The following is a 24,133-nucleotide window of genomic DNA, read 5'->3' on the forward strand; positions in this document are numbered from 1 at the left end:
CCATGACTGCGACCCTCAACGTCGAGGATCTCGTCGCGATCGACGTCCACACCCATTGCGAGGTCTCCTCCAAGGGGCACTCGTCCCTGGACGACGACCTGCACGACGCCTCCAGCGCCTACTTCAAGGTCGAGGGCAAGCGGAAGCCCACCCTGGAGGAGACCGCCGCGTACTACCGCGAGCGGAAGATGGCCGCTGTGATCTTCACGGTGGACGCGGAGTCCGCCACCGGCACCGCGCCGGTGCCCAACGAGGAGGTCGCCGAGGCCGCCGCCGCCAACCCGGACGTGCTGATCCCCTTCGCCTCCATCGACCCCTTCCGCGGCAAGGCGGGAGTGAAGCAGGCCCGTCGGCTGGTCGAGGAGTACGGGGTCAGGGGCTTCAAGTTCCACCCCAGCATCCAGGGCTTCTTCCCCAACGACCGGTCCGTCGCCTACGACCTGTACGAGGTGATCGAAGGGACCGGCACCATCGCGCTCTTCCACACCGGACAGACCGGCATCGGTGCGGGCGTGCCCGGCGGGGGCGGAATCCGCCTGAAGTACTCCAACCCGCTGCACATCGACGACGTCGCCGCGGACTTCCCCCACCTCAAGATCATTCTGGCCCATCCGTCCTTCCCCTGGCAGGACGAGGCCCTCGCCGTGGCCACCCACAAGCCGGGTGTCCACATCGATCTCTCCGGCTGGTCGCCCAAGTACTTCCCGCCCCAGCTCGTCCAGTACGCGAACACGCTGCTCAAGGACAAGGTCCTCTTCGGCTCCGACTATCCCGTCCTCACCCCGGACCGCTGGCTCGCCGACTTCGACAAGCTCACCATCAAGGACGAGGTCAAGCCGAAGATCCTCAAGGAGAACGCCGCCCGCCTACTGGGGCTCAGCTGAAGGGGCACCGTCCATGCGCAACGAGGGACTGGGGTCGTGGCCCGCACGCCGGGCCCGCAAGACCCCTGAACGTACCGCCCTGATACACCGTCAGAGCAGCATCAGCTACGCCGAGTTGTACGACCGCACCACCCGTCTCGCGCAGGCGCTCAGGGCACTCGGCGTCCGTCGCGGCGACCGGATCGCCTATCTCGGCCCCAACCACCCGTCTTTCCTGGAGACGCTCTTCGCGGCGGGCACCCTGGGCGCGGTGTTCCTCCCGCTCAACTGGCGGCTCGCCGGACCCGAGATCGGCTACCAGCTCGTCGACTCCGGGGCGAAGGCACTGATCTACGCGCCCTCGCTGGCCGGCCTCGTCGACAGCGCGCAGTGCGCGGCCGACGTCAAGACGTACGTCGAGGTCGGTGAGCGCTACGAGGAGATGATCGCCTCGGCGCCCGACGAGCGGATCGACGAGCCGGTCACCGCCGACGACACCTGCATCATCATGTACACCTCGGGCACGACCGGGCGGCCCAAGGGCGCCATGCTCACCCACGGCAACATCACCTGGAACGCGGTCAACGTGCTGGTCGACCAGGACCTGATCGCCGACGAACGCGCCCTGGTGTCCGCGCCGTTGTTCCACACGGCCGGGCTGAACATGCTCACCCTTCCGGTGCTCCTCAAGGGCGGCACCTGCGTCCTGGTCGAGGCTTTCGACCCGGCCGCCACCTTCGACCTGATCGAAGAGCACGGCATCACCTTCATGTTCGGCGTGCCCACCATGTTCGACCAGGTCGCCCGCCACCCCCGCTGGGCCGACGCCGACCTGTCCTCCCTGCGGATGCTCTCCTGCGGCGGCTCACCCGTGCCCACCTCGCTCATCGCGGTGTACCAGGAGCGGGGGCTGACCTTCCTCCAGGGCTACGGCATGACCGAGGCCGCGCCCGGCACCCTCTTTCTGGACGCCGAACACGCGGTGTCCAAGGCCGGCTCGGCGGGCGTGCCGCACTTCTTCAGCGACGTACGGGTCGTCCGGCCCGACTTCTCCCCGGTCGACGTCGGCGAGACCGGTGAGGTCGTCGTCCGCGGACCGCACGTCATGCCCGGCTACTGGGGGCTGCCCGACGAGACCGCCGCCGTCTTCTCCAACGGCTGGTTCCGCAGCGGGGACGCCGCGCGGGTCGACGAGGACGGCTACGTCTTCATCGTCGACCGCATCAAGGACATGATCATCTCCGGCGGTGAGAACGTCTACCCGGCCGAGATCGAGGACCTGCTGCTGCGCCACCCCGACATCGTGGAGTGCGCCGTGATCGGCGTCCCCGACGACAAGTGGGGCGAGGTGCCGCGCGCGGTCGTCGTCGTCCGCGAGGGCGCCGACCTCGACCCGGACGAGGTGATCGCCTCCCTGTCCGGACAGCTCGCCAAGTACAAGATCCCCAAGTCGGTGGTGATCGCGGAGGAACTGCCGCGCACCGCTTCCGGAAAGCTCCTCAAGGCCCGTGTCCGTACGCGCTTCGGAACCAACTCTTAGCTAAGGAACTGTTCATGAGCATCACCGCCAACGGCCTCGACGAACTGAAGAAGCTCGAGGGCAGCGACCTCGGCACCAGCGAGTGGATCGAGGTCACCCAGGAGCGGATCAACACCTTCGCCGACGCGACGGGTGACCACCAGTGGATCCACGTCGACCCGGAGAAGGCGGCGGAGGGCCCCTTCGGCGCCCCCATCGCCCACGGTTACCTCACCCTCTCCCTCTTCATCCCGCTCTTCACCGAGCTGCTGGATGTGGAGGGGGTCTCCACGAAGGTCAACTACGGGCTGAACAAGGTGCGGTTCCCCTCGCCGGTGAAGGTCGGATCGCGGATCCGGCTCGTCGGGAAGCTCTCCCTGGTGGAAGAGGTGCCGGGCGGCGTACAGATCACTGTCGACGGCACCATCGAGATCGAGGGCGGCGCGAAGCCGGCAGCGGTCCTGCAGAGCCTCTCCCGCTTCTACGCGTAGCGCTCCGCGGGGTTGTTCGCCCCCGGCGCCCTTACCCTTCCCATCCCAGAGCCTGCGCCCCTTCAACCCCGCCAAGGGGCCTGCGCCCCCCTTGAACCCCGCATCAGGGCCCTGCCCCCGCATCTGGGTCCGACGTCTGGGGCCGTCTGTGGCTGGTCGCGCAGTTCCCCGCGCCCCCTGACGGGCGCGGGTCCGTGCTACTCAGCCCGGCCGGCGTTTGAGGCCGAGGCCGTTCAGGCCGATACCAGGGCGGGGTCTGGGGGCGGCAGCCCCCCAGGAGCGAGGTCAAGGGGCGGCCGCCCCTTGGGGATGGGAAGGGCAAGGGGTCCTTGCACTATGAGCGTCCGATCAGGTCGCGTGCTCCGGCGCCTTGCGATGCACGGCACCAGACCACGCGACCCGGGCGCGCATAGTGCAAGGACCCCTAAGGGCGGCGGGGGCGAGGCAACCCCCCGGCGGTGGGTCTCAGTGGCCCACCACGTCCACGAACACCGGGTTCGAGTAGAACCACGTGTCCGCCCACGGATCGCCGTTCCCCGGCTCGTGGGGGATCGGGCCGTGGGGATCGATCGCGGCGCCGAGGTAACCCGCGCCGTTGCGCTTGCCGTCGCTTCCGCGCAGGCGGACGTAGAAGGACTCGTCCCCGGCCGTGAGCGGGATGCGTAGGGTGTACGTGCCCTTCCGCCCGCTCACGTCCTTGCTGTGGACGACCCGCGTGTCGGGTGCCCGCCAGGTGTCGCGGTCGGTGACCGGGCCGCGCACGGCGCCCCGGATAACGTCGACGTGCGCCAACTGGGGAAGGATTCCCTGGGTGTTGGGGCGCGAGGTGGTCGTCACGGTCACGTTCAGGGTGAGCTTCTCGCCCTTGCGTACCCGCAGCCGGCCGCCCAGGGTGACGCCCCGGTCGTCGTCACAGTCGCGCTTCACCCGTACCTCGAGCCCGTCCAGCAGATGCCCGTGGTCGAGCCACACCCGGCCCGCGCGCAGGCCGGCCATCACCGCGCGGTAGCCGTAGCGGGTCACGCCCACATGGGTGCGGCTGAACTGGCCGGGCCAGAAGTCGCCGCCCGGCTGCGGGGTGTCGGTGTTCACCGGGTCCGGCAGCCGCCCCGTGTTGTCGAAGGTCTGTCCGGGCAGCCAGTCACCGTTCTTCCAGGTGTCGAAGACCACGCGGTGGACGTCGGAGTTGGTGGTGATGGAGTACAGCCTGCCCTCGGCGAGCAAGGAGTCCCACAGACCGCCGACCGTCGCGGTCGCCCAGTCGAAACCGCCGTACGTGACGTACGCCTCCACGGGGTAGCCGGCCCAGGACTGTGCGGACGGCTTGTTCTCGTACTCACCACGGATCGAGGTCGGCCCGCGCCAGCCGGGGATGCCACCGCCCTGTGCGCCGGGCGCGCCCTCCATGCCGATCATGATCTCGGGTGCGGCGTCCCGCCAGTTGCGCATCTCGTGCGGGGAGTCGATGCCCAGGCGCAACGGATGGTTGGCGATGACGAGGACGTCGTCGACGTACCCGGTGCGGCGCTGTTCGGCGAGCCACTTGATGGCCTTGACGGCGTGCGCCTCGTTGCGGGCGGTGTCCGGACTGCTCGGTGAGCCTTCGGAGTAGCCCAGCAGCTTACCGTCGTACGCGAGCTCGAATCGGGTGAGCAGGTCGACCTCGTTCGGGCCGGGTGCGGCGAACACCGTGCAGTGCTCCGCGGCCGGGATGTACCACTCCAGGCCCTGGAAGATCAGCTGGCGGGGGTTCTCCGCGCGTGCCTTGAGGATCTCCCGGTGCTCCATTTGGGCCCCGTACTTGGCGTGCCCGAAGTTGGAGTGCTCGTTGAAGACCATCCAGTCGAGTCCGTACTTGGCGCCCGCGGTGGCCAGCTGGGAGAACGTGTACTTGGCGTCGTGGCTGTAGACGGTGTGGATGTGGTGGTCACCCACGAGGTAGGCGAGCCGTGGGTCGTCGCCGCCGAGGCGTCTGTCGTCCGCCGCTGCCGTCGAGGGGGCGGCGAGCGAACCGACGGCGAAGGCGGCGCCGAACAGCCCGGCGCTGCGCAGGATCCCGCGCCGGGAGACACCCTGGGCGTCGAGTTCGGCGGGGGAGACGGAGGGATCGGCCCAGGCGGGGAGTTGCTGATCGGTCATGACGGTCACACCTTTCGGATCAGTGGTTCATGAACGACGTGATGGGCAGCGCCCGTTCGACGATCCGGACGTCGCCGAGCCGGCCGTGCAGGATCTGGTCGATCTGCCCGCCGTACTCGTAGCCGCCGAGCAGCCACGGCAGCCCCAGCGAGGTGAGCCCGACCGCGCGGGCGGTGGGGTTGCGGGCGACCGGGCAGCCCTGGACATACATCGTGGTGTGCGAGCCGTCGTTGACGACGGCGACGTGCCACCAGATCTCCGGTGCGGTCTCGTCGCCCCAGTTGGTCGCGATTCCCTGCTGGTTGAGCGGGCGCACCGCCCACTGCGGGCCGGGGCCGTCGGACAGCGACAGCGTGGCGAGGGGTTCGTCCGGGTCGCCCTCCGTCTTGCCCGCGGCGCCGCCCGTGCCGGTCCGGCTGACCAGACCCGACCAGGCGTTGCGGGACGGATTCCAGTCGGCCGGCAGCTGATAGAACGCCTCGATGGTGTAACCGGACCGGAAGGTCGCCGAGTTGAGCGGCGCGTTGTCCGCCGTCCGCAGATAGGCGCCCGTCAGCGGCGACTTGTCGCCGTGGAAGAACAGGCTGCCGTGGCCCGGCTGGTCGGGATGGTGCTCCGTCGACCAGGTGAGGGAGCCACCGCCGACCTTGACCACGGTGAGGTCGTTGCCCCGCCCCGACAGATCGCGGACGGTGCCCTCCACCGGCGAGCCTTCCGTGTGCCCGTCGAAGCGCCAGTAGGCGACCGTCCCCGGCACCAGCACCTTCGAGGCGGGCCGCGCGGGCCGCTGCGGCACCGGCGCGAACCCGGCGAAGCGCTCGTCGAAGTCGATGTCCACCGAGAACCGGTCCGCCGCGCCGGACAGTTCCATCTCCTGCCGCTCCAGCTCGTTCAGCCCCTTGGCCGCGCGGCCAAGGATCCACGGCGACAGCGTCTCGACGTCGATGGTGTTCCGGTCGAGGTCGAAGCGGTAGAGACGGATCATCGCCGCACCGCCGTAGTAACGATTCTGATAGTTCGTCAGATGAAGGTGGACGTCACGTCCCGCCGAGTTCTTGCGGGTTGCTCGGGCGGCGGGCCAGTAGTGGCCGTTGAGGGTGAGGAAGATCTGGTCGTGGTTCTTGACCAGCCGGTCCCAGAGCTGCTGCCCGTAGGGGGAGAGCGTGTCGTCCCCGACGACCAGTTCATGCGTGGTCAGGATGACGGGTGTCTTCGGGTGCTCGGCGATGACCTTCTCGGCCCAGGCATAGCCCTTGTCCGACAGCCGCCAGTCCAGGGCGAGCACCAGCCACTCGCGCCCGGCCGCCCTGAAGACGTGGAAGGTGTTGTAGCCGTCGGGGGACGCGCCGCCGAAGGTGCGCGTGCCCCGGAACCGCTGCGGCCCGAAGACGTCCAGGTACGGCGTCGCACCGCGCTGGTCAGTGGTGGACGACCGGACGTCGTGGTTGCCCGCCAGCACGCTGTAGCCCACACCACGCCTGTCCAGCAGTTCGAACGCCTTGCCCGCGGCGGCGCATTCGATCGCAGTGCCGTTCTCCGTGAGGTCGCCCAGATGCGAGAGGAACACGATGTTCTCCTCGCGTCCGTGCTCCAGGATGTAGCGCAACGACGCCTCGATCGGGGCCGGGTTGATGCTAGGTCCGTCGAAGAGGTACTGGGTGTCCGGCATCACGACGAGCGTGAAGCGGCGGCTGTCGGGGTCGGGCCGCCACCGCTCGGCGGCTGCCGCGGCGGACCCGGTCGCCGCCTCCGCGGCCGTCGGAACGGTCACGGCCGCGGCGGCCCCGAGGAGGGCGGTCGCCCTCAGAAAGCTGCGTCTTCCGGCGCCCGCCTGCTCGGCCTCGGCCTGTGCGGCGGAGGCCTGGCCATGCGAAGTGCACATGTCTGCTCCGTGGTTGGGAAGTCCGGGATGGTTATGGAGGACAAGGGGATCGTCGGTGGCGGGGGGTGGGGTTCGTGTGCCGTCACAGCGCGCGCAGCGTCCAGCTCCAGCGGTGCGTGCCCGGCGGGACGAGATACGACGGCGAGGTGTCGGGGCCGCAGGACGCGGTGCCCAGGCCCCGGTGCGCGGCGTCGATGTGCACGACGCAGCCGGGCCGCGGCACCAGCTCGTCGTGGTGCGCGACTGAGGCCAGGTCCGCGGCCCGGTAGCGGGTCACCGAGACCTGGCGGGGCTCGTCCAGCTGGACCGCGATCCCCGTGGCGTCCGGCGCCGACAGCGTGAAGTGCCGGACGCCGTACCGGCCGCCGCTCTCCTGTGGACGCAGATACGGGGTGAACAGCGCGTCGACGGCGGCCGAGTGGTGTCCGACGGGCGCGCCCCCGCTGCGGTCCGGGTAGCTCTCCCAGGGACCCTGCCCGAACCACTCCAGCGTGTCCGGCCCGGCGACCGTCTCGAAGACGCTGCCGACGCGCGCCACGTCGTCAAGACCCTCCGGGAACTGTGCCGACTCCTCGATCCGCAGCCCGCCCTCGACCGGGGTGAGGACCTGTTCGTGGCGGACGGTGCCCGCGCCGGTCGCGTACTCGGCGACCACGGTGACACGGCCGTTCGCGCTCGTTACGTCCACGAGCCTGCGCACCGGGGAGTCGAGCCCCCAGTCCCGCCAGCGGGCCGCCATCCCGCCCAGTTCGTCGTTGTCCGTCGGCGCCCGCCACAGGGACAGCGTCGGCGCGGCCGTGAGCAGCGGATGGACCAGCAGCCCGGCCTCGTCCACCACGACAGCCCGGTCCGGGGCCGGCTCGTCCGGCGCGGGCCCGCCCGCCCGCAGCCGCACCTGCGGCACACACACCTCGGTGCCCCGCGGCCCCCACGGCTCGTCCTCGGCCGTGGTCACCCGCAGCGTCAGCCATGCCTCGCCGCCGTCCTCCGGCACAGTGAACGGCAGGGGCACCGCGGCGGACTCGCCCGGTCCGAGCGCGGGCAGCTCGGCCTCCGCCGTGAGTGTGCCGCCGTACGCCAGGGACAGCTCCCACTCGGCGGCGAGCCACTCGAGCCCCCGGAAGTGCTGGTGGTTGGAGACCACTAGGGCCTCGCCGTGCCGGAGTTCCAGCCGTACCGGCGCCGCGATCTCCCGGTGTTCGTACATCACGGGCTTGGGGGTGCGGTCGGGGAAGACGACTCCGTCGGCGATGAAGGCGCCGTCGTGGACCGTTTCGCCGAAGTCGCCGCCGTACGCCCAGCGGTGGCCGGGTGCGGCGACACCGTTGTCGTAGAGGCCCGCGCCGGCGCGCCCGGCCGGTCTTCCGTCGTTCACGCGCTGGAGAATGCCGTGGTCCCAGAACTCCCAGATGAAGCCGCCCTGAAGACCCGGGGTGGACTCGATGGCGGCCCAGTGGTCGGCGAGGGTGCCGTTGCTGTTGCCCATGGCGTGCGAGTACTCGCACTGGATGATCGGCTTGGTCTGCTTGCCGGACAGGGCGTGCGCCACGCAGTCCTCGACCGGCGCGTACATCGGGCAGGCGATGTCGGAGGCGAGTGACGGATCGGCCCAGTCGAGCTTGGCAGCACCCTCGTACTGGACCGGCCGGGTCGGGTCGTGCCGGCGCAGCCAGCCGGCCGCCGCGTCGTGGTTCGCTCCGTAGTCCGACTCGTTGCCCAGCGACCAGATGATCACCGACGGGTGGTTCTTGTCCCGCAGCGCCATACGGGAGACCCGGTCCACGAACGCGGCCGTGTAGCGCGGGTCGTCGGCGATCTCGTGGGCGTGGTCGTGCGACTCGATGTTCGCCTCGTCGACGACGTAGAAACCCAGTTCATCGGTCAGGTCGAGCAGAGTCGGGTCGTTCGGGTAATGCGCGGTGCGGATCGCGTTGAAGCCGAACCGCTTCAGTGTCACGAGGTCGGCGCGCATGTCGTCGTAGGACACGGTCCGTCCCGTCAGCGGGTGGAAGTCGTGCCGGTTGACGCCCCGGATGAAGACGCGTTCGCCGTTGACCAGCAGGTCCCGGCCGCGGATCTCGACCTCGCGGAAGCCGATCCGGTGCCGCGAGGTGTCCGAGACGGAGCCGTCGGCGCGGTGCAGCCGTACCGTCAGGCCGTACAGCGCGGGCGTCTCGGCGGTCCAGTGCCGTACCCCCGCGACGACGGCGGTGAGCCGGGCCTCGCCGAGGAAGTCGGAGACCCGCGCGTCCTCCACGTTGAACCGGTCGAACTCCCGGTCCTGTTCGAGGACTTGCCCGTCCAGCTCACCCGACACGTACCAGCCGCCGGGCAGCGCCCCGTCCGCGTTCCGCACTCGGCAGTCGACCCGCAGTCCACCGTCGAGCCCCGCCCGTACGGCCACATCGGCCAGATGCAGCGGATCCGTCGCGTACAGCAGCACCGGGCGGGTGATCCCGCCGTGCCACCACTGGTCCTGGTCCTCGATGTGCGAGGCGTCCGACCACTTCATGACGGTGAGCCTTATGGTCGCCCGCCCGCCCGGCCGCAGCACGCCGGACAGGTCGAACTCGGCCGCCAGGTGGGAGTCCTTGGACAGCCCCACCGGACGCCCGTCAACATGCACCAGCAGCACACTCTCGGCGGCGCCCACCTGCAGCACGATGCGGCGCCCGGCCCACTCGGCGGGCACGTCGATCTCACGCTCGTAGACACCGGTCGGGTTGGCGGCGGGCGAGGCCGGCGGGAACTCCCCCCACGGCATGCGGTAATTGGTGTACTGCGGCAGGTCGTCGGTGTCCTGCAGCGTCCAGGCACCCGGCACCTGGGTGAGCGACCAGTCGGGGCCCGGAGCGGAGGACGGCTTGGGCAGCAGCTGGAAGCGCCAGGGCCCGTCGAGCGTGACCGCCTGCTCCCGGCGGTCCACGGCGTTCATGGGCAGCCGCTCCCAGTAGGTCACCTCGGGTGTCTCCCAGGGGCGCAGCGCGAGCAGCGGATCGGCCGTCACCGGATGGCCCCCTTGCCGAGGTCGGCGATGATCTGCCGGGCACCGACCGCGAACACGATCAGCAGCGGGATCAGCGCCAGCAGCGCACCCGTCATCACCATCCCGTAGTCGGTGGTGCCGTGCACCCCGTTGAGCTGGGACAGCGCGACCTGCAGGGTCACGTTGTCGGGGTTGGTCAGGGCGATCAGCGGCCAGGCGTAGTCGTTCCACTGGCCCATGAAGGTGAAGATGCCGAGGAACGCCAGCCCCGGCCGCACCACGGGGAGCGCCACGTGCCAGTACTGGCGCAAAAAGCCCGCGCCGTCCAGCTTGGAGGCGTCGAGGAGTTCGTCGTGGATCGCGCCCTTCATGTACTGGCGCATCCAGAAGATGCCGAACGCGTTGGCGGCGGCCGGGACGACCAGCGCGGTCATCGTGCCGATCCAGCCGATCCGGGCCATGATCACGAACTGGGGGATGGCCGAGAGCTGGGCGGGCACCATGAAGATCGCCATCATCAGCGCGAACAGCGTCCGGCGGCCCGGGAACTCGAACTTGGCGAAGACGAACGCGGCGAGCGAGTCGAAGAACAGCACGAGCACCGTCACCGACACCGCCACGATCAGCGAGTTGACCATCGACCCGAAGAAGTCGATGTTGTCGAAGAGGCTGCGGACGTTCTCGAGGAAGTGAGAGCCCGGCAGCAGCTTCGGCGGGTAGGAGAAGATCTCCGTCGACGAATGCGTCGACATCATCACGGCCCAGTAGAACGGGAACGTCGACAGCAGCAGTCCGATGACGAGCACCGCGTGCAGGGCGATGCCCCGGCCGCGGGTGCCCTTGATGGGTTTGGCCGGCTTGCCCGGCCGGCGGGAAGGCTTGACGCCTTGGATGGTTGCCATGCTCCGGTACCTCCCTACTGTTCCTCGTCCCGGCGCTGCACCAGGCGCCAGTTGATGATCGAGAAGAGAACGACGACGAGGAAGATGCCCCAGGCCACCGCGGCCCCGTAGCCGAAGTCGTTGTTGTCGAAGGTCTGCTGGAAGAAGTAGAGGACCATCGTGCGGCCGGCGTGGTCGGGGCCGCCCGAGAAAGTGGAGTCGTTCGCGGTGGTCTGCAGCAGCACCTGCGGCTCGGTGAAGCTCTGCAGACCGGTCACGGTGGAGATCACCATCACGAACAGCAGCACCGGACGCATCAGCGGCAGCGTGATCCGGAAGAACGTCTGCACGGGGCCCGCGCCGTCCATCCGGGCCGCCTCGTACAGCTCGCCCGGGATGGTCTGCAGACCCGCCAGGAAGATGATCGCGTTGTAGCCGGTCCACTGCCAGGTCATCAGCGTGCCGATGGCGACCTTGATGCCCCAAGGGGTGTTCAGCCAGGCCACCTGGTCCAGCCCGATCGCCTGCAACAGGGCGTTCGCCAGGCCGAAATTGGTGGAGAAGACCGAGCCGAAGATGATGGCGACCGCCACCACCGAGGTGACGTTGGGCAGGAAGTAGGCGAACCGGTAGACGTTCTTGAAGCGGACCGCCGAGTTGAGCATCACGGCCGTCACCATCGCCAGGGCGATCATGGGGAAGGTGGCCAGCGCCCAGATGACGATGGTGTTGCCGATCGAGCCCCAGAACTCGGTGTCGCTCAGCAGGTACTGGTACTGCGACAGCCCCGCGAACTCCATCGAGCCGAGGCCGTCCCAGCGGTGGAAGGACAGGTACAGCGAGAAACCGACCGGTATCAGGCCGAAGCTGAGGAAGAGCAGATAGAAGGGGGAGATCGCGAGGTAAAGCCGCCAGTGGCTCAGGACGCCCTTCTTCGGGTGGACGGCGGGCGCCTCGGGCGCGACCGCGGGCGGCTTGTCGACCGTGGGTGCGGTGGCCATCAGAAGCTCACCCCCAGGTGATCGGCGATGCGCCGGCACTTGCTCATGGCGTCACTCCAGGCCTTCTTCGGGTCCTTGCCGAGGGCGCCCACGTTCTTGATCTCGTCCACGATGGGCTGTCGGAGCGCCACGTCGTAGGGGCTGTTGTAGGCGACCGGGATGTTCTCGGCGGCGGGCCCTAAGACGTCCATCGTGATCTGCCCGCCGAAGAACTCGTCGGGCGCCCGCAGTGCCTTCATCTCGTACGAGGCCGGGGTCGAGGGGAAGAGGCCCGCGTCGACGAACCCCTGTGCCTGGTTCGCGGAGTTGAGGACCCAGGTGATGATCTCGAAGGCACGCTCGGGCTCCCGGCAGGCCTTGGTGATCGCCAGGAACGACCCGCCGCTGTTGGCCGGACCGCCCGGACAGTTCGCGACCCGCCACTTGCCCTTGGTCTTCGGCACATTGAGCTTCAGGTCGCCCGCAGCCCAGGACGCCCCCAGCTGGCTCGGCAACTTTCCGTTCTCCGTAGCCGAGTTGGCGTCCGGAGTACCGCTGACGATGCTGGACAGCAGCCCGCGCCGCTTGGCCTCCACCGCCCGCTCCCACGCGGTGCGCACATGTTCCTGGTCGCCGATGAAGTTCTTGTCCTTGTCGACGTACCGCTTGGCGCCCTGGTTGACCGAATTGTCGTACACGGCCATGATGTCGATCAGCAGGGACGAGCCCTTGATCCGCTTCTGGAGCCGCTCACCGGCCGCGAAGTACTGCTCCCAGGTACCCATCTCCTTCGAGACGTCCTCGGGTTCGTAGGGCAGCCCTGCCTTCTCGAAGACATCGGACTGGTAGAAGTGCACGACCGGACCGACGTCGATGGGGAAGCCGATGAGGGTGCCGTCGTCGGCCACGCCCTGCTGCCACTTCCAGTCCAGGTACTGGGACTTGAGCCGGTCGGCGCCGAGCGTGCGCAGATCCACGAACTGTGACGAGTTCGGCAGGTACGAGGCCATGTCCTCGCCCTTCAGTCCCGCGATGTCGGGGACATGGGCGCGGCCGGTCATGGTCGTGAGCAGCTTCGAGCGGTAGTAACCGCCGATCTGGACGGCCTGGAGGTTCACCGTGGAGTCGTAGCGGGCCTTGGCCTCGTCCACGACCTTCGGACTCAGGCCACCGCTCCAGTACCAAAGGACCATGTTCCGGCCGGTCGAACCGGTCGGCACGGCACAGCCGGATGCCAGGCCGCCGAGCGCCGTGGCGGCCGTACCGGCCAGGCCCGCGTGGAGCAGGCCTCGTCGTGAGAGCACAGCTCCCACCGCCTTTCGGGTGTTCTAGTGGGGGAAGGACGCGCGTCAGCCGGCGTGCACGGGTACGCGCGAGTCGGGGGAGGAACGAACGGAACGCGTCACCGGGGGAGTGAGCGGGTGCGCGTTCCAAGGGAGGCACCTGCGCGGGGTGACGTCAGGACGGGGTCACCGGGGCGTGGTGCACTGGCGGGCCCGGGTCCTCGGGGATGCGGTCCTCGAGGAAGCCGTACGCCTTCTTCAGCTCGGAGTCGTCGAGCGAACGCCACCAGCGGTCGATGCCGTACCAGCCGGGCGCGGCGAGCGCGCCGCCGTGGTGGCGCACGGAGAGGCCGGCCGCGAGCACCGCGAAACGCAGCCGCTCGGCCAGCGGCCAGCCGCCGAGCGAGGCCGCGACGAAACTCGCGCCGAAGACGTCACCGGCGCCCGTCGCGTCCACCACCCGCACGTCCAGCGCGGGCACCTCGGCGTACTCGCCCGTCGTCTGGTCCACGGCCACCGCGCCCTCGCCACCGCGGGTGACCACGGCGACCGGGACCAGTTCGGTGAGCGTGCCGAGGGCGGCGACCGCGCTGTCGGTGCGGGTGTACGCCATCGCCTCCGTCTCGTTCGGAAGGAACGCGTGGCACAGGGAGAGCTGCTTCAGCAGGTCCTCCGACCAGCGCTGGGAGGGGTCCCAGCCCACGTCCGCGTAGATCTGCGTGCCGTTCGCCGCGGCCCGCGCCAGCCACTGCCGGGGCTCGGCCTCGATGTGCACCAGGGCGGTGCGCGCCTCGGGCGGCTCGCCCACCAGCTCGTCCTGCGAGAAGGGCGGCTCCTGGCCGTGGGTGACCAGGGCCCGGTCGTGGTCGTACGCCAGCGAGACGGTGACCGGGGTGGGCCAGCCGTCCGCGGTGCGGGACAGCGAGAGGTCGATGCCCTCCTGACGACCGAGCAGGTCACGGCAGTACGAGCCGTAGAAGTCATGGCCGAAGACGGTCGCCAGGGAGGTGTCCAGTCCGAAGCGGGCCGCGGCCACCGCGAGGTTGGCTATACCGCCCGGGCTCACTCCCATGCCCTCGGTCCAGATCTCTTCACCCGGCGTCGGGGGCTTGCCCAGCCCGGTGAGCACGAGGTCATAGAAGAGCAGCCCGGTGAGCAGTACGTCTGGTGGCCGTTCCTCACCCACGGACGCGTCCTCTCGTCAAAAACATGCATTGGTGTGCACAGGATCGTGCGCGCCATCCGGAAATTTGGCAATAGTCAATCAGATCTGCTCATGGAAATGATTGAAAATGACGAGTAGTGTTCACGGCGTGCTGGCAGAGCGACGACACCAACTCATCCTCCGGGCCCTGCGGTCCGGCGGCCCGGCGGCCGTGACCGATCTCTCGGACCAGCTGGGTGTGAGCCCCGCCACAATTCGCCGAGACCTGGTGAGACTTGAGGAGGAGGGGCTGCTTACTCGTGTCCACGGAGGAGCGGTCGCGGAGGAGGGCGACCAGCCCTTCGCCGAGGTCGCCCAGGTGCGGGTCGCCGCGAAGGACGTCATAGCCGCGCGGGCCGCCTCGCTGGTCGAGGACGGTCAGTCCGTGCTGCTCGACATCGGAACGACCGCGTACCGGCTGGCCCGGCAACTGCGTGGACGGCGGCTCACCGTGATCACCAGCAATCTGGTGGTGTACGAGGAACTGGTGGACGACGAGGGCATCGAGCTGGTGCTGCTCGGCGGGATGGTCCGCCGCGAGTACCGCTCGCTGGTCGGGTTCCTCACCGAGGACAACCTGCGCCAGTTGCACGCCGACTGGGTCTTCCTCGGCACCAGCGGGGTGCGGCCGGGCGGCCAGGTCATGGACACCACGGTCGTCGAGGTCCCGGTGAAGCGGGCGATGATCGCGGCGGGCGAGCGGGTCGCGTTGCTGGCGGACGCGGCGAAGTTTCCCGGGACGGGCATGGCGAAGGTGTGCGGGCCGGAGGATCTGGACGTCGTGGTGACGGATGTGCCGCCTGCTGGGGGGATGCGGGCTGTCTGGGAGGACGCGGGGGTGCGGGTGATGGCGGGATGAGGGTGCTTCCGCCTTGCCGGCGGCTGACCGGGGGCCTTGGGGCCGGGGCCGGTGCCGCGGCCGGTGCCGGGGCCGGTGCCGGGGACGGGGTCGTTAGGGGTGTCGGGGTCGTCGGGGTGGTTGGGGTCGCATCGGCGCGGGTCGTTGGTGTGGGCTCGGGTTCGGAGGCGGGTGCTCGTCGTCCGTGGCTGGTGCGCCTGACGGCGGTGGGTGGGTCGGGGCCGCGCCGGATTCTCCGTCCTCGGTCTGGCGGGATTCGAGTCGGGCGTGGGGTCGGGCTTGTCCGACCGCCAGCCGCTGCGGGCGGAGAGACCGGCACGTCCCCTTCCGCGCGCGGGCGGCTGCCCGCCGGTGGGGGCTGGTGCTTGGCGCGGTGCGGCAGGTGTCTTGCCGTGCGGTGGCGGCTGCCGGGCCGTGGGGGCGGAGGATCCGGCACGTCCCCTTTCGCGTGCGGGCGGCTGCGGGGCGGTGGGGGCGGGCGTTCGGCGAAGTGCGGCATGTCTTCCGGCGCGTTCCCTTCCGACCGCGAGCCGCTGCGGGCGGAGAAACCGGCACGTCCCCTTTCGCGTGCGGGCGGCTGCGGGGCGGTGGGGGCCGGCGTTCGGCGAAGTGCGGCATGTCTTCCGGCGCGTTCCCTTCCGTGTGCGGGCGGGTGCCCGCCGGTGAGGGCCGGCGCTTCGTCCAGCCCGGCAGGCCCCATACCGTGCGGTGGCCGCTGCCGGGCCGTGGGGGGAGAAACCGGCACGTCCCCTTCCCCGCGCGGGCGGCTGCCCGCCGGTGGGGGCTGGTGCTTGGCGCGGTGCGGCAGGGATCTTGCCGTGCGGTGGTGGCTGTCGGGGCGGTTTTTGGGGGTGCGGGGCTGCGTCGATGTGCGGCTCCGCCGCGTGGGCGCGACCAGTCGCACGTGGTCCGCACCCGGAAACAGGCCGGTGGGCGGCCCTCAGTCCGCTCGGGGGTTCCAGGGGGCGCAGCCCCCTTGGCGGGTCGAAGGGGCGCAGCCCCTGGGGGAGGGACGGGTAAGGGCGGCGGGGGCGAAAACCCGTCGGGGGGACACGTAGCGTGGGACTCGAAGTGAAGGTGGTAGTCGCGTGAAGCTGACGATTCTGGGTGGCGGCGGATTCCGGGTGCCGCTCGTTTACGGAGCGCTGCTCGGGGACCGCGGGGAAGGCCGCGTCACCCGGGTCGTGCTGCACGACCTGGACGCGGACCGGCTGTCCGCGGTCTCCCGAGTGCTGGCCGAGCAGGCGGACGGCGTCCCCGACGCCCCCGAGGTGAGTGTCACCACGGACCTCGACGAGGCACTGCGCGGCGCCGACTTCGTGTTCTCCGCGATCCGTGTCGGTGGGCTGGAGGGGCGGGCGGCCGACGAGCGCGTGGCGCTGGCGGAAGGTGTCCTCGGGCAGGAGACCGTGGGCGCGGGCGGTATCGCGTACGGGCTGCGCACCGTGCCGGTCGCCGTCGACATCGCTCGGCGCGTGGCCCGGCTCGCCCCCGACGCCTGGGTCATCAACTTCACCAACCCCGCCGGACTGGTCACCGAGGCCATGTCACGCCACCTCGGGGACCGTGTCATCGGCATCTGCGACTCCCCGGTCGGCCTGGGGCGCCGTATCGCGCGCGTGCTCGGCGTGCACGACCCCAAGGATGCGTGGATCGACTACGTCGGTCTGAACCACCTGGGCTGGGTGCGCGGACTGCGCGTCGCCGGGCGGGACGAACTTCCCCGGCTGTTCGCCGACAACGATCTCCTGGGGTCGTTCGAGGAGGGCAAGCTCTTCGGGCCGGAGTGGCTGCAGTCCCTGGGCGCGGTCCCCAACGAATACCTGCACTACTACTACTTCAACCGGGAAGCGGTCCGCGCCTACCGCGATGCGGAGAAGACCCGCGGCGCCTTCCTGCGCGACCAGCAGCAGCGGTTCTACGAGGAGATGAAACGCCCCGACGCGGCGGCCCTGCACACCTGGAGCCGCACCCGCGCCGAGCGCGAGGCCACGTACATGGCCGAGAACCGCGACGCGGCCGGCGCCGGCGAACGTGAGGCCGACGACCTCTCCGGCGGCTACGAGAAGGTGGCGCTCGCCCTGATGCGGGCCATCGCCAGGGACGAGCGCACCACTCTGATCCTGAACGTGCGCAACCGTGCCACCCTGTCCGTCCTGGACGCCGACGCCGTCATCGAGGTGCCCTGCCTGGTCGACGCCAACGGCGCGCACCCCGTCACCGTCGATCCGCTGCCCGACCACGCCACCGGCTTGGTCTGCGCGGTCAAGGCGGTCGAGCGGGAGGTGCTCGCCACGGCCGAGTCCGGCTCCCGCACCACCGCGGTGAAGGCCTTCGCACTGCACCCGCTCGTCGACTCCGTGAACGTGGCCCGACGGCTCGTCGAGGGCTACACCGCCGTCCACCCCGGCCTCGCCTACCTGAAGTAACCCCGCGTACTCGCCGCCCGCAGAGCCCCCGAGGAGAACCACTCATGCATGACGAACGCCGCCGGATCGAGGAGCGCGTCCGGCGCATCCACGACCAGCGCATCAAGCCCGCCCTCTACGCCGCCTCCGTGCCCTTCGAGGTGGAGGCCTGGCAGGCGCCGGGCGAGCCCGTTCCCTTCGAGGAGGCAGCGGACGCCCCGTACGAGCCCTTCGCCATGGACACCCCGTGGGGCCCGCCCTGGGGCACCACCTGGTTCCGGATGCGCGGGATCGTACCCGCCGAGTGGGCCGGCAAGCGCGTCGAGGCCGTCATCGACCTCGGCTTCGTCGGCGACTGGCCCGGCAACCAGGCGGAGGCCCTGGTCCACCTCACCGACGGCACCCCGCTGAAGGCCGTCAACCCCCTCAACCAGTACGTGCCCATCGGCAACCCGGCCACCGGCGGCGAGGAGATCCACTACCTCGTCGAGGCGGCCTCCAACCCGGACATCCTCGCCAACGACTTCTCCGCCCCCACCCCGCTCGGCGATGTCCTCACCGCCGGTGACAAGCCGCTGTACACATTCCGCCGCGCCGACCTCGCCGTACTCGACGAGAACGTCTGGCACCTCGACCTGGACCTGCAGGTGCTCACCGAGCTCATGGTCCACCTCGAGCAGCACGAGCCGCGCCGCCACGAGATCATGCACGCCCTGGACCGGGCCATGGACACCCTGGACCTGGACGACATCTCCGGCAGCGCCGCGGCCGTCCGCGAGGTGCTCGCCCCCGTCCTCGCCAAGCCCGCGCACGCCAGCGCCCACACCGTCTCCGGCGTCGGCCACGCGCACATCGACTCTGCCTGGCTGTGGCCCATCCGGGAGACCAAGCGCAAGACCTCCCGCACCTTCTCCAACGTCACGGCCCTCGCCGACGAGTACGAGGACTTCATCTTCGCCTGCTCACAGGCCCAGCAGTACGAGTGGGTGCGCGACAACTACCCGCACGTGTGGGCGCGCATCCAGGACTCGGTGAAGAAGGGACAGTGGGCGCCCGTCGGCGGCATGTGGGTCGAGGCCGACGGCAACCTGCCCGGCGGTGAGGCCATGGCCCGCCAGCTCATCCACGGCAAGCGGTTCTTCATCGAGCACTTCGGCGTCGAGACCAAGGGCGTGTGGCTGCCGGACTCCTTCGGCTACACCGCCGCCTACCCGCAGCTCGCCAAGCTCGCCGGCAACGAATGGTTCCTCACCCAGAAGATCTCCTGGAACCAGACCAACAAGTTCCCGCACCACACCTTCTGGTGGGAGGGCATCGACGGCACCCGGATCTTCACCCACTTCCCGCCCGTCGACACCTACAACGCCCGGTTCAGCGGCGAGGAGATGGACCGCGCCGTCCGCAACTACCAGGAGAAGGGCGGCGGTACGCGCTCCCTGGCGCCCTTCGGCTGGGGCGACGGCGGTGGCGGCCCCACCCGCGAGATCATGGAGAGGGCCCGGCGGCTGGCCGACCTGGAGGGCTCCGCGAAGGTCGTCGTGGAGCACCCGGACTCCTTCTTCAAGGCGGCGCGCGAGGAGTACGAGGACGCCCCCGTCTGGAACGGCGAGCTCTACCTGGAGCTGCACCGCGCCACCTACACCTCCCAGGCCCGCACCAAGCAGGGCAACCGCCGCAGCGAACACAAGCTGCGCGAGGCCGAGCTGTGGGCGACCACGGCCGCGCTGCACGCACCGGGGTACGCGTACCCGTACGAGAAGCTGGACCGCCTGTGGAAGACGGTCCTGCTGCACCAGTTCCACGACATCCTGCCGGGCTCGTCCATCGCCTGGGTGCACCGCGAGGCGGAGGCCGAATACGCGCGTGTGGCGGGGGAGTTGGAGGAGCTGACGCGGGAGGCGGTGGCCGCGCTCGGCGGCGGTGCGGCGCGCGTGTTCAACACCAGCCCGCAGCCCCGCGCCGAGGTCGTCCGCACCCCGGACGGCACGCCCGTCTACACCGAGGTCCCGGCGAACGGCAGCGCCCCCCTCGGCACGGGTGAGGCCCCACAGCCCGTGACCGTCACAGGCCGCGTCCTCGACAACGGCCTCGTCCGCGTCGAGATCGGAGAGGACGGCACCCTCGCCTCCGTACGCGACCTGCGTGCCGACCGCGAAGTCCTCGCCGACCAGGGCAACCTGCTCCGCCTGCACACCGACCTCCCCAACTACTGGGACGCCTGGGACATCGACAAGCACTACCAGAACCGGTACACGGACCTGCTGGACGCCGAGTCGGTCACCGTCACCGAGGAAGGGCCGCTGCTCGGCGCGATCAAGGTCGAGCGGGCCTTCGGCAAGGGCTCCCGGATCACGCAGACGATCACGGTCCGCGCCGGCAGCCCCCGTATCGACATCGAGACGGACATCGACTGGCACGAGGCCGAGAAGATCCTCAAGGCCGCCTTCCCGGTCGACCTGCGCGCCCCGCACTCGTCCGCGGAGATCCAGTTCGGCCATATCCAGCGGCCCACCCACACCAACACCAGCTGGGAGGCGGCCCGCTTCGAGGTGTCCGGCCACCGCTGGGTGCACATCGGCGAGCCCGGCTACGGCGTCGCGGTCATCAACGACTCCACCTACGGCCACGACGTCTCCCGCACCGTCCGCGAGGACGGCGGCACGACCACCACGGTCCGGCTCAGCCTGGTCCGCGCCCCGCGCATCCCGGACCCCGAGGCCGACCAGGGCCGCCACCGCTTCACCTACGCGCTGCTGCCCGGCGCCACCATCGGCGACGCGGTCGCCGAGGGCTACGCCCTCAACCTGCCGCTGCGCGTGGCGGACGCGGCGGGCGCCCAGGAGCCGGTGGTGTCCGTCGACGGTGAGGGTGTGACGGTCGAGGCGGTGAAGCTCGCCGACGACGAGTCCGGCGACGTCGTCGTCCGGATCTACGAGTCCCGCGGCGGCCGGGCCCGGGGTGTGCTGCGCGCCGGCTTCCCGCTCGCCGGCGCCCAGGTCACCGATCTGCTGGAGCGACCGCTGGAGCGGGTGGAGACCGACGGGAACGGCGGGGTCGACGTGGAACTGCGCCCGTTCCAGGTCCTGACGCTCCGTCTGGAGCGTGCCGACAACGGCCGATAGGGCCGGCGAGCAGGCGGCAGAGGCCGGGCGCCGCCGATCGGGCGGGACCCCGCGGTGGGCTTCGGAGAACCCCACCGCGGGGTCCCGCGAGGGGCCGGTGCGCCGGCGGGCCAGTAGTCGAAAGCCGCTGCCGCCGTCCGGGCATCGGCCACCTGCGTGGAGTGGTCACCGGCCCCGTGAAGTTCGCTGCTTCGTGAAACTCTCAGCTTCGCCGAGGAGTTCAGCAATGCCCATGCAACCCTGGTTCACCGACGCCAAGTTGGGGATCTTCGTCCACTGGGGGATCTACGCCGTCGACGGCGTCCAGGAGTCCTGGTCGTTCTACGACGACATAGTGCCCCACGAGCAGTACATGTCCCAGCTCCACCGCTTCACCGCCGCCAACTACGACCCGAAGACCTGGGCGGACCTGTTCGCCCGGGCGGGCGCCAAGTACGCCGTCCTCACCAGCCGCCACCACGACGGCGTCGCCCTGTGGGACACCGCGTACGGCGACCTCAACCTCGGCCACGACTACCTCTCCGGGTACGCCGACGCCCTGCGCGAGAAGGGCCTCAAGGTCGGTCTGTACTACTCGCACTCCGACTGGAACCACCCCGACTACGCCTCCACCCGCAAGCCCGGCCGCCCGCCGGAGCTGGAGGACAACCGCTACTCGGAGGTCGCCGCCGAGCACGAGGACCTGGACGCCTGGGAGCGGTTCATCGCCTACCGCGACGGCCAGATCCACGAACTGGCCTCGCGCTACCGGCCCGACCTGATGTGGTTCGACGGAGAGTGGGACCGCAGCGAGGAGCAGTGGCGCATCCCCGAACTCGCCGCGCTCATCCGCTCGTACGTGCCCCACGTCGTCTTCAACGCCCGCATGCTCAGCGAGGGCGACTACGCCACCCCCGAGCAGGGCGCTCCCGTCGTGCCGCCGGAGGGCCCCTGGGAACTGTGCCTGACGATCAACGACTCGTGGGGCTACCAGCACCACGACCACAACCACAAGTCGCTCGACCAGATCATCCGTTACTTCACCGAGACCATCGGCGGCGGCGGCAACCTGCTCCTCGACGTCGGACCGATGGAGGACGGCACCATCCCGCAGGCACAGGTCGAGCGTCTCGAAGGCCTGGGGGAGTGGATCTCCAGACACTCCGAGGCCGTGTACGGCACGGTGCGCGGGCTCCCGGCCGGGCACCACTACGGGCCCAGCACCCTCTCCGCCGACCGCCGCACCCTCTACCTCACCCTGTTCGACGTCCCGCGCGCCGACATCGGGGTACGGGGCCTAGCCACCGCCGTCCGCAGGGTCACCGTGCTCGGCACCGGCACGGAGCTCGCCCACCGTGTCGTCGGCGGGCTGCACGAGGCCGTAGGGGTGCTGTGGATCGAACCGCCCGCGCAGGCCGACCTCGACCCGCACGCCACGGTGCTGGCCGTCGAACTGGACGGTGAGCTGGAGCTGTACCGGGGCTCGGGCCGGTTCTGAACGTGCCGACGGCGGCCGGCCCCTCCCGGGGCCGGCCGCCGCCGGAGCGAACGAAACCGCGCGGCTCAGCCGGTGAAGCCGGCCGTGATGGAGGTGAACTGCCAGTTGCTCTGGCTGATGCCGGAGCAGTTCGCCACCACACCGCCGCCCGGGCACGGCCGGTCACGGTTGACCGACCAGAACGCGAGCCGCGCGATGTGACGCGCGTTCGCCCAGTCCCGGATCTGGGTCCAGGTCGCCGGGCTGGTGAGCTCCTGCTGGTCACTGAGCCCGTTCATCCCGGAGATGCCGATGTGCGCGTAGGCGGTGGCGTCGTCCCAGCCGAACGTCGACTTGAGCTTGGTCTTGAGACCCTCCGTCGCGTTCACGGTGTTGCCGTACATGTCGGCGCCGCCGCCGAAGTCGAACGGCATGATCGTGAAGACGTCGATGTTCGCATTGAGCGCCTTGGCCTGCTCGATGAGCCGGTTGCCCCAGTAGGTCGGGCCGGTCGTCGTGGTGCCGAAGGTGATGATGGTGCGCAGGCCCGGGTTGTTCGCCTTGACGATCTTGAGCGCGTTGAGGATCCGGTCCTGGACCGTCGGGTTCTCGAATTCGTCGGTGTTCTCGATGTCGACGTCGATCGCCTTCAGTCCGTAGGCGTCGATCACCTTCTGGTACGCGCCAGCGAGCGCCTCGGCCGTCGAGCAGTTGGGGCCGAGCTTGTTGCCGCTCCAACCGCCGATCGACGGGACGATGTCACCGCCCGCGGCACGGATGGAGTTGATGACCGCCTGGTCGTTGCCGCCGGTCAGCGCGCGCTGTCCGTCCCAGGCCGGGTTGCAGCCGCCGGAGGAGAGGATGAACGCCAGCGTGAACCACTTGACCCCGGTCGCGCTCATCACCGAGGGCGCACTCGGCGGATCGCCCCAGCCGAGGTACAGATAGGGCGCGGCCTGCTTGAATCCCGTGCCACCGCCGGTGCCGGGATCCGTGGTGACGCTGACCGCGTTGGAGGCGGGCGAGGTGTTCCCGGCCGCGTCCCGTGCCCGGACGGTGAAGGAGTACGCGGTGCTCGGGGAGAGCCCGCTCACGGTGCCACTGGTACCGGACACCGTGAGCACCCGGTTGGCACCGCTGTAGATGTCGTACGAGGTCACGCCCACATTGTCCGTGGCGGCGTTCCAGGCCAGGGACACGCTCGAGGAGGTCTTGCCGGTGGAGCGCAGACTGCTCGGCGCGGTCGGAGCCTGGCTGTCCGATCCGCCGCCGCCCGGTCCGTCGAGGCTGATGTCGTCGGCGTAGTAGGTGCCCTGGCCGTACCAGCCGTGGGTGTAGATGGTTGCGCTGGTCTGCGTGGCGCCCGTGGTGAAGGACATGGTGAGCCGGCTGTACGCGGTGGGCGACTGGGTCCATGTCGAGGCGCCGCCGTCGACGCCCAGGTAGATGTAGCTGCCGCGCACCCAGCCGGAGAGGCTGTAGGTGGTGCTCGGCTGGACGGACACGGTCTGGGTGCACTTGGCGTTGTCGCTCGAACTGGCCGCTCCGGCGAGGGCCTTGCTGCCGCCGTGGACCGGGCTGGAGACGACCGATCCCAGGTTGCCCGTGCAGGACCAGGGGGACAGGCCGCCCGACTCGAAGCCGGGGTTGGCGAGGATGTTGGCCGCCTGGGCGGTTCCCGGCAGGGCGACGGCGGCGGCGAGGCCGAGCGCTGCCGAGCCGAGGAGGGCGAGAGCGCGCTGTCGGAGAGATCTGGAGGATCTGAACGATCGCGAGGATCTGGGCGATCTGGAGGATCTGGGCGATCGGGAGGGTCTGGGGGATCCGGACGATCTGAGTGATCCGGAGGGTTCGAGGGATTCGGAGGATCTGAGCGGTCTGAGGGGTCTGAGGCGCACGAGTGCTCCCTGAAAGAGTGGGGTACGGGAGTGTGCTCGCGCTCGTGCCGGAGGAGAGCGCTCAACCAAGTTGGTATGGACCAATCGCGGTGTCAAGAGGCCTCGCGCAAACGGCCGAAGCCCTCGCGCGGAACGAGGGCCCGTTCGTCTTCTCCTCGAGGG

The 24,133-nt window shown here is 70.0% G+C and carries 15 protein-coding genes; 7 read left to right on the top strand and 8 right to left on the bottom strand.

The window, feature by feature from the left end:
* The first annotated feature begins 2 nt into the window (after positions 1-2).
* From EF387_RS07755 to EF387_RS07765, 3 genes are read left to right on the top strand one after another with little or no spacing between them, the layout of a single operon-like run.
* Positions 3-884: an amidohydrolase family protein gene (locus tag EF387_RS07755; protein WP_128375748.1), complete on the top strand. Its 882-nt coding sequence runs from the start codon at positions 3-5 to the stop codon at positions 882-884.
* 13 nt (positions 885-897) lie between these two features.
* Positions 898-2,403: an o-succinylbenzoate--CoA ligase gene (gene menE / locus EF387_RS07760; RefSeq protein ID WP_128375749.1), complete on the top strand. Its 1,506-nt coding sequence runs from the start codon at positions 898-900 to the stop codon at positions 2,401-2,403.
* Between the two features lie 14 nt (positions 2,404-2,417).
* Positions 2,418-2,873 carry a MaoC family dehydratase gene (locus tag EF387_RS07765; RefSeq protein WP_128375750.1) on the top strand — a complete coding sequence of 152 codons (456 nt, stop codon included), beginning with the start codon at positions 2,418-2,420 and terminating at the stop codon, positions 2,871-2,873.
* Between the two features lie 465 nt (positions 2,874-3,338).
* On the opposite strand, the gene EF387_RS07770 is transcribed toward EF387_RS07765, so the two are convergent.
* The 7 genes from EF387_RS07770 to EF387_RS07800 all read right to left on the bottom strand — a co-directional run bounded on the left by EF387_RS07770 (position 3,339) and on the right by EF387_RS07800 (position 14,210).
* Positions 3,339-5,012 carry a histidinol-phosphatase gene (locus tag EF387_RS07770; RefSeq protein WP_128375751.1) on the bottom strand — a complete coding sequence of 558 codons (1,674 nt, stop codon included), beginning with the start codon at positions 5,010-5,012 and terminating at the stop codon, positions 3,339-3,341.
* 19 nt (positions 5,013-5,031) lie between these two features.
* Entirely contained in the window at positions 5,032-6,894 is a 1,863-nt protein-coding gene (locus tag EF387_RS07775) for a LamG-like jellyroll fold domain-containing protein (RefSeq protein WP_128375752.1), read from the bottom strand.
* Between the two features lie 82 nt (positions 6,895-6,976).
* Positions 6,977-9,901 (bottom strand): glycoside hydrolase family 2 TIM barrel-domain containing protein, encoded by a 2,925-nt coding sequence (locus tag EF387_RS07780; protein ID WP_128375753.1) that lies wholly within the window; start codon positions 9,899-9,901, stop codon positions 6,977-6,979.
* Positions 9,898-10,782, bottom strand: a complete 885-nt coding sequence (locus EF387_RS07785; protein ID WP_128375754.1) for a carbohydrate ABC transporter permease — start codon at positions 10,780-10,782, stop codon at positions 9,898-9,900. Before EF387_RS07785 ends, EF387_RS07780 begins: the two co-directional genes overlap by 4 nt.
* Before the next feature lie 14 nt (positions 10,783-10,796).
* Positions 10,797-11,762 (bottom strand): carbohydrate ABC transporter permease, encoded by a 966-nt coding sequence (locus EF387_RS07790; protein ID WP_128375755.1) that lies wholly within the window; start codon positions 11,760-11,762, stop codon positions 10,797-10,799.
* Positions 11,762-13,054, bottom strand: coding sequence for an ABC transporter substrate-binding protein (locus tag EF387_RS07795; protein ID WP_238431386.1), 1,293 nt, complete (start codon positions 13,052-13,054; stop codon positions 11,762-11,764). The genes EF387_RS07790 and EF387_RS07795 overlap by 1 nt, the downstream gene beginning before the upstream one ends.
* Before the next feature lie 145 nt (positions 13,055-13,199).
* Complete coding sequence (locus tag EF387_RS07800) at positions 13,200-14,210, bottom strand: carbohydrate kinase family protein (protein ID WP_128375756.1); 1,011 nt, start codon at positions 14,208-14,210, stop codon at positions 13,200-13,202.
* Between the two features lie 127 nt (positions 14,211-14,337).
* Between EF387_RS07800 and EF387_RS07805 the strand changes: the two genes are divergently transcribed.
* From EF387_RS07805 to EF387_RS07820, 4 genes are all read left to right on the top strand, one after another.
* The gene (locus tag EF387_RS07805) at positions 14,338-15,087 is read left to right on the top strand and encodes a DeoR/GlpR family DNA-binding transcription regulator (protein ID WP_128375805.1); all 750 of its coding nucleotides are present in this window, start codon (positions 14,338-14,340) and stop codon (positions 15,085-15,087) included.
* Positions 15,088-16,175: 1,088 nt separating this feature from the next.
* Positions 16,176-17,516, top strand: coding sequence for a 6-phospho-beta-glucosidase (locus EF387_RS07810; protein ID WP_128375757.1), 1,341 nt, complete (start codon positions 16,176-16,178; stop codon positions 17,514-17,516).
* Positions 17,517-17,560: 44 nt separating this feature from the next.
* Positions 17,561-20,617: an alpha-mannosidase gene (locus tag EF387_RS07815; protein ID WP_128375758.1), complete on the top strand. Its 3,057-nt coding sequence runs from the start codon at positions 17,561-17,563 to the stop codon at positions 20,615-20,617.
* 226 nt (positions 20,618-20,843) lie between these two features.
* The gene (locus EF387_RS07820; protein ID WP_128375759.1) at positions 20,844-22,094 is read left to right on the top strand and encodes an alpha-L-fucosidase; all 1,251 of its coding nucleotides are present in this window, start codon (positions 20,844-20,846) and stop codon (positions 22,092-22,094) included.
* Between the two features lie 65 nt (positions 22,095-22,159).
* On the opposite strand, the gene EF387_RS07825 is transcribed toward EF387_RS07820, so the two are convergent.
* Positions 22,160-23,971 carry a carbohydrate binding domain-containing protein gene (locus EF387_RS07825; RefSeq protein ID WP_128375760.1) on the bottom strand — a complete coding sequence of 604 codons (1,812 nt, stop codon included), beginning with the start codon at positions 23,969-23,971 and terminating at the stop codon, positions 22,160-22,162.
* Between the last annotated feature and the right edge of the window lie 162 nt (positions 23,972-24,133).

It is taken from the genome of Streptomyces cavernae (genome assembly GCF_004023625.1).
Lineage (GTDB): Bacteria > Actinomycetota > Actinomycetes > Streptomycetales > Streptomycetaceae > Streptomyces > Streptomyces cavernae.